General features: G+C 72.2%; 11 protein-coding genes. 5 read left to right on the top strand and 6 right to left on the bottom strand.

What is annotated here, in order from left to right; all coding sequences use genetic code 11:
• Positions 1-74: 74 nt before the first annotated feature.
• The 5 genes from ACN28A_RS24805 to ACN28A_RS24785 all read right to left on the bottom strand — a co-directional run bounded on the left by ACN28A_RS24805 (position 75) and on the right by ACN28A_RS24785 (position 5,901).
• Positions 75-1,508, bottom strand: a complete 1,434-nt coding sequence (locus ACN28A_RS24805) for a GH1 family beta-glucosidase (RefSeq protein ID WP_421398566.1) — start codon at positions 1,506-1,508, stop codon at positions 75-77.
• Complete coding sequence (locus ACN28A_RS24800) at positions 1,505-2,383, bottom strand: carbohydrate ABC transporter permease (protein ID WP_421404636.1); 879 nt, start codon at positions 2,381-2,383, stop codon at positions 1,505-1,507. Before ACN28A_RS24800 ends, ACN28A_RS24805 begins: the two co-directional genes overlap by 4 nt.
• A gap of 26 nt (positions 2,384-2,409) precedes the next feature.
• Positions 2,410-3,393 (bottom strand): carbohydrate ABC transporter permease, encoded by a 984-nt coding sequence (locus tag ACN28A_RS24795; protein WP_278060548.1) that lies wholly within the window; start codon positions 3,391-3,393, stop codon positions 2,410-2,412.
• Positions 3,394-3,520: 127 nt separating this feature from the next.
• Complete coding sequence (locus tag ACN28A_RS24790; RefSeq protein WP_421398564.1) at positions 3,521-4,831, bottom strand: extracellular solute-binding protein; 1,311 nt, start codon at positions 4,829-4,831, stop codon at positions 3,521-3,523.
• Positions 4,832-5,355: 524 nt separating this feature from the next.
• The gene (locus ACN28A_RS24785) at positions 5,356-5,901 is read right to left on the bottom strand and encodes a plasmid pRiA4b ORF-3 family protein (protein WP_421398562.1); all 546 of its coding nucleotides are present in this window, start codon (positions 5,899-5,901) and stop codon (positions 5,356-5,358) included.
• Between the two features lie 149 nt (positions 5,902-6,050).
• Here ACN28A_RS24785 and ACN28A_RS24780 point away from each other — a divergent pair, with 149 nt between their 5' ends.
• Complete coding sequence (locus ACN28A_RS24780; protein WP_421398559.1) at positions 6,051-6,794, top strand: pyrimidine reductase family protein; 744 nt, start codon at positions 6,051-6,053, stop codon at positions 6,792-6,794.
• Positions 6,795-6,845: 51 nt separating this feature from the next.
• Here ACN28A_RS24780 and ACN28A_RS24775 read toward each other — a convergent pair whose 3' ends face one another.
• Positions 6,846-8,384, bottom strand: coding sequence for a glycerophosphodiester phosphodiesterase (locus tag ACN28A_RS24775; protein ID WP_421398557.1), 1,539 nt, complete (start codon positions 8,382-8,384; stop codon positions 6,846-6,848).
• 267 nt (positions 8,385-8,651) lie between these two features.
• Here ACN28A_RS24775 and ACN28A_RS24770 point away from each other — a divergent pair, with 267 nt between their 5' ends.
• The 4 genes from ACN28A_RS24770 to ACN28A_RS24755 all read left to right on the top strand — a co-directional run bounded on the left by ACN28A_RS24770 (position 8,652) and on the right by ACN28A_RS24755 (position 15,114).
• Positions 8,652-10,409, top strand: coding sequence for an ATP-binding protein (locus tag ACN28A_RS24770; RefSeq protein ID WP_421398554.1), 1,758 nt, complete (start codon positions 8,652-8,654; stop codon positions 10,407-10,409).
• Between the two features lie 17 nt (positions 10,410-10,426).
• Positions 10,427-11,575, top strand: a complete 1,149-nt coding sequence (locus tag ACN28A_RS24765) for an exonuclease SbcCD subunit D (protein WP_421398552.1) — start codon at positions 10,427-10,429, stop codon at positions 11,573-11,575.
• Between the two features lie 90 nt (positions 11,576-11,665).
• On the top strand, positions 11,666-14,149 hold the full coding sequence (locus ACN28A_RS24760; protein WP_421398550.1) for an AAA family ATPase: 2,484 nt from the start codon (positions 11,666-11,668) through the stop codon (positions 14,147-14,149).
• Positions 14,146-15,114, top strand: a complete 969-nt coding sequence (locus ACN28A_RS24755) for a hypothetical protein (protein WP_421398548.1) — start codon at positions 14,146-14,148, stop codon at positions 15,112-15,114. Before ACN28A_RS24760 ends, ACN28A_RS24755 begins: the two co-directional genes overlap by 4 nt.
• Positions 15,115-15,140: the final 26 nt, after the last annotated feature.

The following is a 15,140-nucleotide window of genomic DNA, read 5'->3' as shown; positions in this document are numbered from 1 at the left end:
GACCTGGACAGCGCCTCGCCTGCGTCCCGACCTTCACTCAGGGGCATGCCGGACCGCGAGCAGAGGTCGAAGGTTCATTGTGCGGCCAAACCGTTACGTCGGATGACCTCGGAGTACCACCTGGCGCTCGACTTGGGGATCCGGCGCTGGGTTTCGTAGTCGACGTAGACCATGCCGAAGCGCTTGGTGTAACCCCACGCCCACTCGTAGTTGTCAAGCAGTGACCAGGCGAAGTAGCCGCGCAGCGGCACCCCCGCATTGATCGCGGCGTGGCAGGCCCGCAGGTGCGCGTCGAAGTAGCCGAGCCGGTCCACGTCGTCGATCCGGTCGTCCACCACCTCGTCGACGAACGCGGAGCCGTTCTCGGTGATGTAGAGCGGCAGTTCCGGATATTCCCGGTACACCCGCTCCAGGGTCTCGACCAGCCCTGGTGCGTCGATCTCCCAGTCCATGTCGGTCACCGGGACACCCCGGGTGACGAACCGGACCTGCTCGCTGCCGGGCCAGGTCGACGGGGCCCGCCAGTACGGCTCCGGCTCGACGCCCTCGATCGGGGCGGCGACCACGTGCCGGCTGTAGTAGTTGATGCCGAGGAACGTCATCGGGGTGGAGATGGTCGCGAGGTCGCCCTCCCGGACGTGCCCGAAGTCGGTCACCGCGGCCAGGTCGGCGACCACGTCGGTCGGGTAGCTGCCGCGCAGCACCGGGTCCAGGAAGATCCGGTTGGCCAGCCCGTCGATCCGGCGGGCCGCGTCGGCGTCGCCGGCCGAGGAGGTCTGCGGGGAGACCGCGTACAGGTTGAGGGTCACCCCGACCTCGGCCTGCGGCCGGGCCGCCCGGATGGCCTGGGTGGCCAGGCCGTGCCCGAGCATCAGGTGGTGCGCCGCCCGGACCGCCTCCCTCGGGTTGGTCCGCCCGGGCGCGTGCCCGCCGGAGCCGTAGCCGAGGAAGGCCGAGCACCAGGGCTCGTTGAGGGTGATCCAGTGGTTGACCCGGTCGCCGAGGGCGGCGACGGTCAGCTCGGCGTACTCGGCGAACCGGGCGGCGGTGTCCCGGTTCGGCCAGCCGCCGGCGTCCTCGATCGCCTGCGGCAGGTCCCAGTGGTAGAGCGTGATCCACGGCTCGATGCCGTGCTCCAGCAGCTCGTCGGTGAGTCGCCGGTAGAAGTCCAGCCCCTCGGAGTTGCCGGACCCGTGCCCGTCGGGCTGGATCCGGGGCCAGGCGACCGAGAGCCGGTACGCCTTCAGCCCCAGCTCGGCCATCAGCTTCACGTCGTCGCGGTAGCGGTGGTAGTGGTCGCAGGCGACGTCCCCGGTGTGCCCCTGCAGGACCCGGCCGGGGGTGTGGCTGAAGGTGTCCCAGATCGATGCGCTTCGACCGCCCTCGTGCACCGCCCCCTCGATCTGGTACGCCGCGGTCGCCGCGCCCCAGACGAAGCCGGCGGGAAAGTCCACGGCTCCGCCTCCCTCGAGCAGTTGCGTGGACTGTGGGCTCGCGGAGTTGCTCACGACTTGACGGCGCCTTCCATGATGCCGCCGATGATCTGGCGGCCGAAGATGATGAACACGATCAGCAGCGGCAGGGTCGCCAGTGCGGTACCGGCGAACAGGGCTACATAATCCGTCTGGTACGGGCCGGACGAAAGGATCTTCAACGAGTACTGCACGGTCGGCGTGTCGGGGGTGAGCACGACGAACGGCCAGAGGAACTCGTTCCAGGTCTGCATGAAGGTCAGCAGGCCGAGTACGGCCGCCGCCGGGCGCAGTGCCGGGAGGACGACGTTCCAGTAGACCCGCCAGGTGGAGCAGCCGTCGAGCCGGGCTGCCTCGATCAACTCGTCGCTGATCGCCGAGGTCGCGTACTGACGCATCATGAAGACCCCGAAGCCCTGCACCAGGAACGGCACGATGACCGCCTGGAGGGTGCCGGTCCAGCCCAGCTCCACCATCATCAGGTAGAGCGGGATGATGCCGAGCTGGGTCGGCACCATCATGGTCAGGATGATCACCAGCAGCAGGGCGTTGCTGCCCCGGAACTTGAGCTTGGCGAAGGCGAAGCCGGCCAGGGTGGAGAAGAAGATCACCGAGATGGTCACCACCGAGGAGACCACCGCCGAGTTGATCAGGCCGTAGACGAACGAGGCGTCCTCGTTGGCCAGCATCCGGTCGATGTTCTCGAAGAGCTTGCCACCCGGGGTCGGCGGCATCTCGTAGACGGCGCCGTTGTCCCGCGAGGCGATGATGAACGACCAGACGATCGGGAAGATCGAGAGCACCGAGCCGATGATCAGCGCGAGGTAGGTCAGCGGGCTGGCCTGCCAGAGCTGGGCACCGGGCGCCCCACGGCGGCGACGGCGGCGGGCCGGCGCCGGGTCGGGGGTCACCGTCCGGGGCAGGGTCTGGATGGTGGTCACTTCTGCTCCCCCTTGACCGAGCGGCGGACCATCGCGAAGTTGATCAGCGCGAAGATGACGATCATCAGGAAGAGCAGCCAGGACATCGCGGCACCGGAGCCGTACTCGAAGTTGCCGGTGAAGGTGCGCTCGTAGATGTACATCGCCAGCGTCTGGAACTCGTTGGAGGCGCCGCCCCGGATCATGCCGAAGCCGTACATCAGGGGCTCGGTGAAGATCTGCAGGCCGCCGATGGTGGAGATGATGATCGTGAAGAGGATGGTGGGCCGGATCAGCGGGACGGTGATCTTCCAGAACTGCCGCCAGCTGGAGGCGCCGTCCAGGGCCGCCGACTCGTAGAGGTCCTTCGGGATGGCCTGCATCGCACCCAGGTAGATCAGCGCGTTGTAGCCGGTCCACCGCCAGTCGACCATGAAGGCGACCGCGAACCAGGAGGCGTAGCGGCTGTCCCGCCAGGCGACCGGGTCGAAGCCGACGGTGCCGAGCAGCCAGTTCACCAGGCCGTACCGGTCGGCGAAGATCAGCGCGAAGATGATGCCGACGGCGGCCACCGAGGTGATGTTGGGGATCAGGATGCCCATCCGGAACAGCGTGCGGGCCCGCATCTGCCGGTTCAGCAGGTTGGCCAGCATCAGCGCCACCACGAGCTGCGGCACGGTGCTGAGCACGAACATGCCGAACGTGTTGTAGGCGGCGTTCCAGAACTGGGAGTCGTCCATCAGGACCCGGTAGTTCTCCAGCCCGACGTACTCCTTGCTGCCACTGAGCAGGTCGTACTCGAAGAGGGAGACGTAGACCGTGTAGAGGACCGGGAAGAGGCCGAAGATCCCGAAGAGGATGAAGAACGGGGCGACGTAGAGGTACGGCGAGTACTTGATGTCCCAGCGACCGAGGCGGTACGACCGCCGGCGGTGCGACGGTTCCGGGGTGGGTGGCGTGGCAGCGTGCCGTGGTGTTGCCGCGCCGACAGCAGTGCTCATTGCGGGGTCCTTCCGGGGAGGTGGACCGGCCGGTGACCTCGCGGCGGTGCCCACACCCAGCGCGGGTGTGGGCACCGCGCCGGGCCCACGGGCTCCTCACCCGTGGGCACGGCAGGTCACCGGTCGACTAGCTGGTCGCCTTCTTGGCCTCGTCCATCGCCTTCTTCCAGGCGGCGTCCGAGCTGAGCTGGCCGCGCTCGGCTGCCTGCATCTGCGGCTCGACGATGGTCTCCCAGACCTGCTGGTGCTTGGCACCGAGGAAGACCGGCTTCATGTTCTTGACGCTCTCGCCGAAGATCTGGCCGGTCGGGGCGCCGCTGAAGTACTCGCTCGTCTTGTCCTTGAAGGCCGGGTCCTCGAGGCCGGCGATGTCCGACGGCATCGCACCGGCCTCCTTGAACGCCGCCAGGTGACCCTCCTTGCTGGTCAGGTACTTGGCCAGCTGGAACGCCTCCTTCGGGTGCTTGGTCTGCGCCGGCACCGCGAGGTAGGAGCCGCCCCAGTTGCCGCCACCGCCGGGGATCTTGGCGATGTCCCACTTGCCGGAGTTCGCCGGGCCGGACCGCTGCGCGATGACGCCCTCGGTCATCCAGGCCGGGCAGGGGATGGTGGCGAACGCCGAGTTCTTGAAGGCGGCGTCCCAGTCGGCGCTCCAGCGCTGCGCCTTGGCGGTCAGGCCGTCGGCCGCCATCTGCAGGCCCATGTCCCAGGTCTGCTTGACGATCGGGTTGGTGTCACCGATGAACTTGTTGTCCTTGTCGAAGAAGAACGTCTCGGAGTTCTGCATGACGTGCGGCTGCATCAGGCTGGTCGCGCTGTCCAGCCAGGCGGCCTTGACCTTGCCGCTGGCCTTGAACTCCTTGCCCAGCGCGATGTAGTCCTGCCAGGTGCTGATCCGCTGCGAGACCTGCTCGCGGTCGGTCGGCAGGCCGGCCTGCTCGAACAGGTCCTTGCGGTAGCACATGGCCAGGCCGCCGACGTCGGTGCCGAGCCCGATCAGCTTGCTGCCGTCCGGCGTCAGGGCGTTGTTCCACTTCCACTCCGGGAAGTTGGACTTCAGCTCGTCGGCCCCGAGTTCCAGCAGGTTGGCGAACTTGTCGTGGTTCTGCACGTAACCCAGCAGGACACCCTCTTCGAGCCCGACCACGTCGCCCGCGCCGCTGCCCGCGGCGAGCCACTGCACCAGCTTCGGCTGGAAGTCGCGCAACTCGCCCATCTTCTGGTGCTCGACCTTGATGTTCGGGTTGGCGGCCTCGAAGTCCTTGATCGCCTGGTCGTAGCCGAAGTTCTGGAAGGTCTGCAGGACCAGCTTGACCTGTCCCCCTTCGCCGGAGGACCCCTCGTTGTCGCTCTTGCTGCACGCCGTGCTGCCGAGAGCCACGCCCGCGGCGAGCGCGGCGACCGCGACGGTGCGGAGCCGGCGCCTGATGACGCTCATCCCTGACCCCTCTCAGGTGGGTTAACTCGTGTTGTGGTGGCGGAGATTTCGTGTGTCCGACGGTGCTGCTGGTGCGTTCCCGGTGTGGGAAGGTGCGTATGTCCACCCGCCGGGTGGCGCCGGGCTGATGGCTCGGCGCCGTGCGTTGGGGATTCGGTTCGACGCCTCGACGGGGCTGCTGTGGCTTGGGCCACAGACCCCCGGGAGCGCTCCCATGAGATTGCCGGGACGTTTCGGGGGTGTCAATGGGCATCTGGGAGCGTTCCCATTTCGTTACCGTCGGCGCCGGGTCACTCACCCGCAAAGCGGGCGTTATCCCCGAGGTAACGCGGAAGCTGACCGGCGGGTAACCGGACCGGCCGCCGCGCGGGCCCGCGGCAGGACGGGTTCCGCACCCGGCGTCGGGCAGGGTCCCGGTCCGGAACCCCGGAGTTCACTGTGGAGCGTCCATGCAATGGAACGGTCCAGCGGTGACGTGGTGCGGCTGGAACGGTGCAGCGGTGGAGTGGCGGTGCCGGACCGGGTCAGCTGAGCCAGCGGGCCAGGGTGCTGGCCCGGCCGGGGTCGAAACCCGACGGCTCGAAGGGCCGGCCGAGCCAGGCCCGCAACGAGTCGTGCTCCGGATGCCCCGGATCGGCCATCGCGGCGAGGAACTGCCGGTAGCCGAACGGGCCGCCGACGTCCTCGGGCGGGCAGGCCCCCTCCCCGGCGGAACAGACCGGATAGCGCTCCTCCGGATCGGCGCCGAAGACGTCCTCGACGGTCACGTCGTGCTCCCACCAGTCGCCGAAGTCGTAGGTGTAGAGGAACCGGCCGCCCTTGGTCGCCACCGCGTCCAGCCGGGTGTCCAGCTCGTCCCGGAGCGTCAACTCCCCCTCGGGGTCCGGTACGCCGTACTGGACCCCGTCGATGTCGAACGAGTGCAGGTGGCAGTTCTGCCAGCCCAGTACGGACTGGAAGACCCGGTGCACCCGGTCCAGGGTGTAGCCGCCCGGCACCAGCACCCGCCGCCAGACCGGCGGTGTGACGTCGGCGAGCGACACCTTGAGCTGGAAGATCTGACGGCGCATCGTCTCCCACCCTCTCGGCATAGGCTTACCGGCATGATCTGCCGAGCCTGCCGGGAGGACAGACACGACGAGTGCCGGGGCCGCAACTGGTGCGACTGCCAGCACCGTACCCCCGCACCCGTCCCTCCGGTCACCGGTCCGGCCAGCGAATGAGCGGGAATGTCGGAATCACCCGGCTCCGGCCTGCCCCGACGACGACCCCGCTGGACGAGCCGGCACTTGTCGCGCTCTATCCGCGCGCCGACCGGCCACACCTGCGGATGAACTTCGTGACGAGCGTCGACGGTGCGGTGGAACTGGACGGGCACTCCGCCGGGCTCTCCAGCGGACCGGACAAGCGGGTCTTCGGACTGCTCCGGATGCTCTGCGACGTACTGCTGGTCGGCGCCGGGACGCTGCGGCACGAGGGGTACCGGGGGCTTCGGCTGGACGAGCGACGCCGGGCGTGGCGGCGGGAGCACGGGCTGGCCGAGTACCCGACGCTTGTGGTGGTCTCCCGGACGCTGCGCCTCGACCCGGAGTCGGCGGCCTTCGCGGACGCCCCGGTCCGGCCGGTCGTGCTCACGACCGAGCGGGCCGAGGCCCCGGCCGGGCTCGCCGACGCCGCCGAGCTGCTGCGCCGGGGCGAGGAGCAGGTCGACCTGGCCGCCGGCCTGGCCGAGCTGCACCGCCGGGGACAGCACCAACTGCTCTGCGAGGGCGGGCCGCACCTGTTCGGTTCGCTCACCGCCGCCGGCCTGGTCGACGAGGTCTGCCTGACCGTGGCGCCGATGCTCACCGGTCCGGGCGCCGGCCGGATCACCGCCGGACCCACCACCAGGCCGCACGGGATGTCGCTGCGGCACGTGCTCGCCGCCGGGGACGAGCTGCTGCTCCGGTACGTCCGGGAGTGAGCCGACGCGGTGGTGCCCCGGCCCGTCGCCCGGGGCTCCACCGCACAGCACCTACCGTCGGGCGGCGTTCCAGCCGACCAGCTCGGCCGGACGGTTGGTGATGATCCCGTCCACTCCCAGGTCGTCGAGCTGCCGCCAGCCGGCCGGGGTGTCGACCGTCCAGACCATCAGCGCGATCCCGGCCCGGTGCAGTCCGGCGACGACCGCCGGCCGGGTGAGCAGCGCCGCGGCCGACGGGTTGTAGCTGGCCAGCCCGAGGTCGGCGGCGACCGCCACCGGGTCGGCGTCCAGCGTGCTGCGGAGCAGCCCGAGCGGCAGCTCCGGGGCGAGTTCGCGGGCGTACCGCAGCACGTCGACCTCGAAGCTCTGCACAAGTACCCGGTCGGCCATCTGCTGCTCGCGGACCACCGAGACGATCCGGGCGACCTCGGCCCGGCTGTGCGCGCCCTTGATCTCCAGTACCAGCCGGCCGCCCCGGGTCCGCAGGTCCGCCAGCTGCTCGGCCAGGGTCGGCATCCGGACCCCGGCGTAGTGCGGGGCGAACCAGGAGCCGGCGTCCAGCGCCCTGAGCCGGCTGCTGGTCAGCGCGCGGACCGCCCCGGTGCCGTCGGTGGTGCGGTCCACCGTCGCGTCGTGCAGCACGAACGGCACACCGTCGCTGCTCGGCTGCACGTCGTTCTCGATCCAGTCGGCGCCGCCGCGCCGGGCGATCTCCTGGGCGACCAGGGTGTTCTCCGGCGCCGCCGCCGAGGCGCCCCGGTGTGCGATCACCGCGACCGGGCTGCCCGGCGGCCGGAGCAGGGCGCTCGGGGCCAGCTCGGTGATCCGCACGTCGTCGAAGGAGACGGTGGCACCGTTGACGAGGAGCGCCTGCCCGGCGCCGCCCGAGCGGCGCAGGCTGCCGGTCCGGAGCAGTTCCCGGCCGTCGAAGGACCACCGGGCCTGGCTGCCGTGCACCTCGATCGCCACCCGGACGTCCCGGCCGGTGCCGGCGGCGGTCGGCGCGGCGGCGGTGTCCGTGACGTTCCAGGCGTTCCCGGTGGTGCGCTCGGCGAACTCCAGCCCGTTGGCCGCGGTGGTGCCGCTGCGCATGGTGGCGATCCACCACGGCGTCGCCCCGGTGGCGGGTACGTCGAGGCCGAGCGCGGCCCAGCGGGTGCTGGCGGTCACGGACTCGAAGCGTACGGTCGCCTCGAACCGGAAGTGCTCCAGGTACGCCCCAAATGTGATCTTGTTGTTCTGCCCGGAGCCGGTCGACGTGCCGTACAGCCGGCCGTTCCGCACCTGCCAACCGCCGTCCACCGCCCGCCAGCCGGCCGGCAGCGCGGCACCGTCGAAGTTCTCCGCCACGTGCACCCGGCCCGGCTCGGCGGCGGCCGGTCCCGGCTCGACGGTGGCGGCGGCTCCGGCGCCGACGGTGACGGCCAGCAGCAGCGCGACGGCGGACGCCGGGACACGCCGACCGCCTCGGATGCTGTCCCGCCCCGGCGGGGTGCCCGGACTCCGGCGGCTGCCGGCACTCCGGCGGAGACGGTGCCGCGCCGCGCACGGCGTGTTGCCTCCGGCTCGTGCCGGATCGAGGGTCATCATGGCGACCGAGGCTAACCGGACACCGGGAGCGGCCCACCAAGATCAGGTTAACGTGTCGCAAACCAGCCGGGTACGCCCGAGCACGGGACGAAGCCGGCAGCCGCCCGGCGGTTTCCGCACCGTCAGCCCGCTCGCCGGACCGGGCACCGCCGCGCCGCGTGGCACGGTGTCGTACTGGTGAGGCAGGATGCGACTCGTGTGTCTTGACCAGATTCCCACCCTGACCGGGGCGACACGGGCCGGTGCGACACGGATCGGGGTGACACGGTGACCGACAGTCAACCAGAGGGTCCGGGCGCAGTGGTCGGCCGGGTGCTCGGCACCGCCGACGCCACCCCGTTGCAGTTCTGGACCGCCGTCAACCCCGGCAGCTACCTCCAGCTCGACGACGTGGTGGTGACCCGTCGCGAGCTGCCCGACCGGGAGCCGGTCACCATCGCCGGGGTGGTCACCCAGGTCCGGGCCCGGCACGAGGGCGCGCAGTTCGACTCCGACGTCTTCGCCATCGCCGACGGCACCCTGCCGGCGATGGTGCAGGAGGCTGCCGAGATCACCACCACCCGGGTCGACCCGGAGCTCTACGTGCCGCCGTCGCCAGGTGCCGTGGTGCACCGGGCCGAGGGCGAGGCCCGGTCGGCGGCGCTGCACTTCGACCGGATGGAGCGCCGGGTGCCGATGGGGATCGGCCGGGACGGCGTGCCGGTCTTCCTCAACGCCGACTTCCTGGACGGCTCGCGCGGCGCGCACGTCTCGATCTCCGGCATCTCCGGGGTGGCCACCAAGACCAGCTTCGCCACCTTCCTGCTCTACTCGGTGTTCCGCTCCGGTGTGCTCGGCGGCGACGCGGTGAACGCCAAGGCGCTGATCTTCAACGTCAAGGGCGAGGACCTGCTCTTCCTCGACCACCCGAACAGCCGGCTCGACGCCGCCACCACCGAGACGTACGCGAAGCTGGGGCTCGACGCGGGCGCGTTCCCGGACGTCCGGGTCTACGCACCGCCCCGGGCCGGTGACTCCTCCGGCACCCCGGACGTGAGCAGCCGGCTCGCCGGGGTGGACAGCTTCTACTGGACGCTCACCGAGTTCTGCGCCGACCGGCTGCTGCCGTACGTCTTCGCCGACGCCGACGACGAGCGCCAGCAGTACACGATGGTGGTGCACTCGGTCGCCGCCCACCTGGCCCGGTACGCCCAGCCCGCCGACGGCGGTGTCAGCGTCGACGGGGTGCGGATCCACTCCTACCCCGACCTGGTCGACCACGTCGTCGAGCAGCTCACCGACGACGAGACCCGGTCGGAGTGGGCCGGCAGCGCGGTGAGCATGGGCACCGTCAACGCCTTCGCGCGGCGGCTGATCGGCAGCAAGAAGGACCTGGCCAGACTCATCAGGGGCGATCTGGCCACCCGCCGGCCGCACAGCGTGAACACCGCCGAGAGCGCCCAGCTGACAGTGGTCGACCTGCACAATTTGCCGGACCGGGCGCAGCGGTTCGTGGTCGGGGTGACCCTGAAGACCGAGTTCGAGCGCAAGGAGAAGGCCGGCACCGCCAAGCCGCTGCTCTTCGTCGTCCTCGACGAGCTGAACAAGTACGCCCCGCGGGAGGGGTCGTCGCCGATCAAGGAGGTGCTGCTGGACATCGCCGAGCGGGGCCGCTCGCTCGGGGTGATCCTGATCGGGGCGCAGCAGACCGCCAGCGAGGTCGAGCGGCGGATCGTCACCAACTCGGCGATCCGGGTGGTCGGCCGGCTCGACCCGGCCGAGGCGTCCCGCCCGGAGTACGGCTTCCTCCCCGCCGCACAGCGGCAGCGGGCGCTGCTGGCCAAGCCCGGCACCATGTTCGTCAACCAGCCGGACATCCCGGTGCCGCTCTGCCTGGACTTCCCCTTCCCGGCCTGGGCGACCCGGGTCTCCGAGGCCGGCACCGCGCCCACCGGGACACTCCGGTCGATCACCCAGGCAGCCGACCCGTTCGCGGTGGTCGGCTCCCGGGCCGGCACCCTCTCCGACGACGACATCCCCTTCTAGACAGTTACGGGTGAGGCGTGAAGATCCTGCACACCTCCGACTGGCACGTCGGCAAGGTCCTCAAGGGACAGTCCCGGACCGGCGAGCACCGGGACGTCCTCGCCCAGCTGGTCGAGGTCGCCCAGGCCGAGTCCCCCGACCTGGTGATCGTCGCCGGTGACCTCTACGACACCGCCGCGCCGACCCCGGAGGCGACCCGGCTGGTCACCCGGGCACTCTCCGCGCTGCGCCGCACCGGCGCACAGGTGGTGGCGATCGGCGGCAACCACGACAACGGCCCGGCGCTGGACGCGCTGCGCCCGTGGGCCGACGCGGCCGGGGTGGCACTGCGGGGCAGCGTGCGGGACAACCCGGCCGAACACGTCATCGACGGCACGACCGCCGACGGCGAGGCGTGGCGGCTGGTCGCCCTGCCGTTCCTCTCCCAGCGGTACGCGGTCCGCGCCGTCGAGATGTACGAGCTGACCGCCGCCGAGGCGGTGCAGACGTACGCCGACCACGTCGGCCGGGTGCTCGGACGGCTGACCGAGAGCTTCGACTCCGCCGACCGGGTGCACCTGGTCACCGGCCACCTGACAGTGGTCGGTGCGCGCACCGGCGGCGGCGAGCGGGAGGCGCACACGGTGCTCAACTACGCCGTACCTGCCTCGGTCTTCCCGGGCAACGCGCACTACGTGGCACTGGGGCACCTGCACCGGGCGCAGCAGGTGCTCGGCCCGTGCCACATCCGCTACAGCGGCAGCCCGCTGCCGATCGACTTCGGCGAGGAGGAGAACCGCCCCTCGGTGAGCATCGTCGAGGTCGGCACCCGGACGGCCGCTCGGGTCCGGGAGGTGCCGATCACGGCGGCGGCGCCGCTGCGCACCGTACGCGGCACCCTGGCCGAGCTGGCGACTGTCGACGACCCGACGGCGTGGCTGCGGGTCTACGTCCGGGAGGCGCCGAGAGCCGGGCTGCGTGAGGAGGTGCAGGAGCTGCTGCCCCGGGCGCTGGAGGTGCGGATCGACCCGGAGATGCTGCCCGACACCGGCGCGACCCGGGCCGCCCGGCGCGCCGGCCGCTCCCCCCGGGAGCTGTTCGGCGACTACCTGACCAGCCGGGGCGAGGCCGACGACGGGGTACGCGAACTCTTCGACGAACTCTACGACGAGGCGAGCAGATCGTGACCGACGAGGCCAGCCAGATCGTGACCGACGAGGCCAGCCAGATCGCGACCGAGGAGGCCAGCAAGTGATGGACGAGGAGGCGACCCGATAGTGCGTCCGCTCCGGCTCGACCTGGCCGGCTTCACCGCCTTCCGGGACGCCACCACAGTCGACTTCACCGACGCGGACTTCTTCGCCCTGGTCGGGCCGACCGGCTCGGGCAAGTCCAGCGTGCTCGACGCGATCTGCTTCGCGCTCTACGGCACGGTGCCGCGCTGGGGTGGCGCCCGGGGCATCGCGAACGCGCTGGCACCCTCGGCGAACGAGGCCCGGGTCCGGCTGGTCTTCGAGTCCGCCGGGGCGCGGTACGTGGCGACCCGGGTGGTGCGCCGGGACAGCCGGGGCAACGTCAAGACCGGCAACGCCGGGCTGCAACTGATGCCGCCCGGGTTCGACGTGACGAAGCTGGACACCGGGCTGAGTCCGGAGGATCTCGGCGAGGTGGTCGCCGGTACCCCGGCCGAGATGGACGACGCGGTACTGGAGGCGGTCGGGCTGCCGTACGAGCAGTTCACCAGCTGCGTACTGCTGCCGCAGGGGCAGTTCGCCGACTTCCTGCACGCCAAGCCGGCCACCCGGCAGCAGATCCTGGTCAACCTGCTCGGCCTCGGCGTCTACGAGCAGGTGCAGAAGCTCGCCACCGCCCGGGCCGGCCGGGCGGACGCCGCGCTGGACGCGGTGGACCGGATGCGGCACGGGCTCGGCGAGGTCGACGACGAGGCGCTGGCCGGGGCTGCCGCCCGGGTCGACGCGATGCGGGAGCTGGCCGCCGGGCTGGACGCGGCCGTACCCGAACTCCGGGCCGCCCGCGCCGCCGCGACGGACGCGGAGGCGGCGCTGGCCGGGCTGGACGCCGAACTCGCCGAACTGGCCCGGGTCCGCCCGCCCGGCGACCTCGGCACCGTCGCCGAGGCGCTGGCGCTGGCCCGGACCGGGGCGACCGAGGCCAACACGGCGGTGACCGTCGCCGAGGAGCGCGAGGAGAAGCTCCGGGGCGAGCTGGCCGGTGCCGGCGACCCGGCGGCACTGCGGCTGCTCCAGCAGGCGCACGCCGACCGGAAGCGGGTCGCCGACGAGGCCGCGACCCTGGCCGACGCGCTGGCCGGCGCCGATGCCGACCACACCGCGGCGGTGGCCGCGCTGGACCAAGCCCGCGCGCAGGCGCAGCGGGCCGGTGCGGAGCTGGAGGCGGCCCGGACCGCCTACCAGGAGGCGCAGACCGCCGACCGAGCCGCCGCGCTCCGCGCCCACCTGCATCCCGGGGCGCCCTGCCCGGTCTGCACCCAGCCGGTGACCGAGGTGCCGCAGCTGCCGGCCGGCTCGGCGGTGGCCGCCGCCAAGCAGGCCGGCGAGGCCGCCCGCTCCGCCGCCGACGCCGCCGACCGGCTGGTCGGCCAGCGGGACGCGGCCGCCCGGGAGCTGGAACGCACCCTGCACCAGGCGCGGGCCCGGCACGAACAGCTCACCGGCCGGCTCGCCGAACTCGACGCCCAGCTCGCCGACTCCCCCGGTCCGGCCGCACTGCGCCGGGAACTCGACCGGATCGCCGGACTGCGCCGCGACCTCGAGGCGGCCGGCGGGACGGTCCGGTCCGCCCGGGAGGCGGCCCGGCGGGCCCAGGCCGGCGTGACCGCGGCCGAGCAGCGGCTGCGCGGCGCATGGCACGACTTCGACGCCGCCCGGGACGGGCTGGCCCGGCTCGGCCCGCCGGCCGCCGACCGGACGGACGTGACCGCGGCCTGGGCCGGGCTCGCCGACTGGGCCGCCCGGGCCACCGACGAGCGGCGGGCGGGACGGGCCGACGCCGCCTCGGCGGTGACCGACGCACACGCCGTCGTCGACGCGGTCGCCGAGCGGATCGCCGGCCTCTTCACCGCCGTCGGGCTGGACCGGCCGGGCACGGACGCCGACCCGGTACGGCTGGCGGTGGTCGCCGTCGAGCGGGCCGACGCCGAGCACCGGCGGCTGGTCGAGCGCCGGGAGCAGCTTCGGGAACTGACCGAGCAGCGGGCCGGGCACGAGCGGGAGTCCCGGGTCGCCAAGGCGCTGGCCGGTCACCTACGGGCGAACAACTTCGAGCGCTGGCTGCTGGCCGAGGCGCTCGACATGCTCGTCGACGGCGCCTCCCGGATCCTGCGCGAACTGACCGGCGGGCAATACGACCTGGCGCACGACAAGGGCGAGTTCTTCGTCGTCGACCACCACGACGCCGGACTGCGCCGGGCGGTCCGGACGCTCTCCGGCGGCGAGACCTTCCAGGCGTCGCTGGCGCTGGCGCTGGCCCTCTCCGAACAGCTCGCCGGGCTCTCCACCACCACCGCCAGCCTGGAGTCGATCGTCCTCGACGAGGGCTTCGGCACCCTCGACGCGGCCACCCTGGACACCGTCGCCGCCACCCTGGAAAATCTCGCCGCCCGGGGCGACCGGATGGTCGGGGTGGTCACCCACGTGCCGGCGCTGGCCGAGCGGATCCCGGTCCGGTTCGAGGTACGCAAGGACGCCCGCAGCTCCCGGGTGGAACGGACCGGCCGGTGAGCACCCGGCTCTTCGTCGACGCCTGGGACCCCGCCTACGGCGCCTCGTTCGAGGCGGCCGGCGGCCCGGCGGCACCGTCCAGCGCACAGGTGCGGACCGACGTGGAGCTGCCCGCCGACGAGTGGCGGCCGATCGCCGCCCCGGACACCGTCGAGCCGCCGGACGTGGTGCTGCTGGTCGACGGGGTACGCCGGATCGACGCCAGCGTCTGGACCGAGGAGCCGGACGGCAGCTCCTTCCCCGGGCTGGCCGCCTCGTACGCCGCCGGGGTGGTCCGCTGCGACCTGCGCCGGGGCGCCGCCGAGCTGGCCGGCGCCGAGGTGGAGCGGGGGCTCTTCACCGCCAGCCCGTCGGCACAGGACGTGGTCGCCGGGCAGATCCGGTACGCCGTACACCGGTTGAGCGGGACCGGGGAGCTGAGCAAGTTGCCGGCGGCGGTCCAGGGGCCGCTGACCGCGCTGGAGGTGAAGGTCTCCGGTGCGGTCCGGGACGACGGCGACCTGCTGGTGGTGGACGGCCCGCTGCGCAGCCGGCGGCAACTGCCGCGCACCATCGGCTACATCAAGACCCAGCACAGCCAGTACCTGGACGGCCGGCACACCGCGCTGGTCACCGGGCTGGCCGCCCGGGAACGCTCCCCGGTCTTCCGGCTCGGCACCGCCTGGGGCGGCTACTCGTGGTATCTGCGGCTGCCCGGCTCGGGGCGCGGACCGTGGGCCGGAATCGTCCGGGTCGAGTGCTCGGCCGAGCTGGCCGAACGGCAGGCGATCGAGCTGGCCGACCTCTCCCTGGCCACGCTGCCGAAATTCGCCTCCACCCCCTACAAGGACCCCCGGGCACCGCAGAACCTGATCCCGATCGCCGGGCTGGAGCGCCGGCTGCGGGCCCGGCTCGGCGACGGCCGGCTGCTGCACCGTGCCCTCACCCTGGCCACCAGCCGAGCCGCCACCGGCCTCCCCCACTGACCCGCCGGCCTTCTCCGGTGACCCGT

It is taken from the genome of Plantactinospora sp. WMMB782 (genome assembly GCF_049179135.1).
Classification (GTDB): Bacteria; Actinomycetota; Actinomycetes; order Mycobacteriales; family Micromonosporaceae; genus Plantactinospora.
Note: the sequence above shows the minus strand (reverse complement) of the source record. Positions and strands in the feature narration are given on the sequence as shown.

Excerpts from the sequence above, each read along its gene's own strand:
- ACN28A_RS24795 (WP_278060548.1), bottom strand. The coding sequence starts at position 3,393 with ATGAGCACTGCTGTCGGCGCGGCAACACCACGGCACGCTGCCACGCCA.
- ACN28A_RS24790 (WP_421398564.1), bottom strand. The coding sequence starts at position 4,831 with ATGAGCGTCATCAGGCGCCGGCTCCGCACCGTCGCGGTCGCCGCGCTC.
- ACN28A_RS24785 (WP_421398562.1), bottom strand. The coding sequence starts at position 5,901 with ATGCGCCGTCAGATCTTCCAGCTCAAGGTGTCGCTCGCCGACGTCACA.
- ACN28A_RS24780 (WP_421398559.1), top strand. The coding sequence starts at position 6,051 with ATGAGCGGGAATGTCGGAATCACCCGGCTCCGGCCTGCCCCGACGACG.
- ACN28A_RS24775 (WP_421398557.1), bottom strand. The coding sequence starts at position 8,384 with ATGATGACCCTCGATCCGGCACGAGCCGGAGGCAACACGCCGTGCGCG.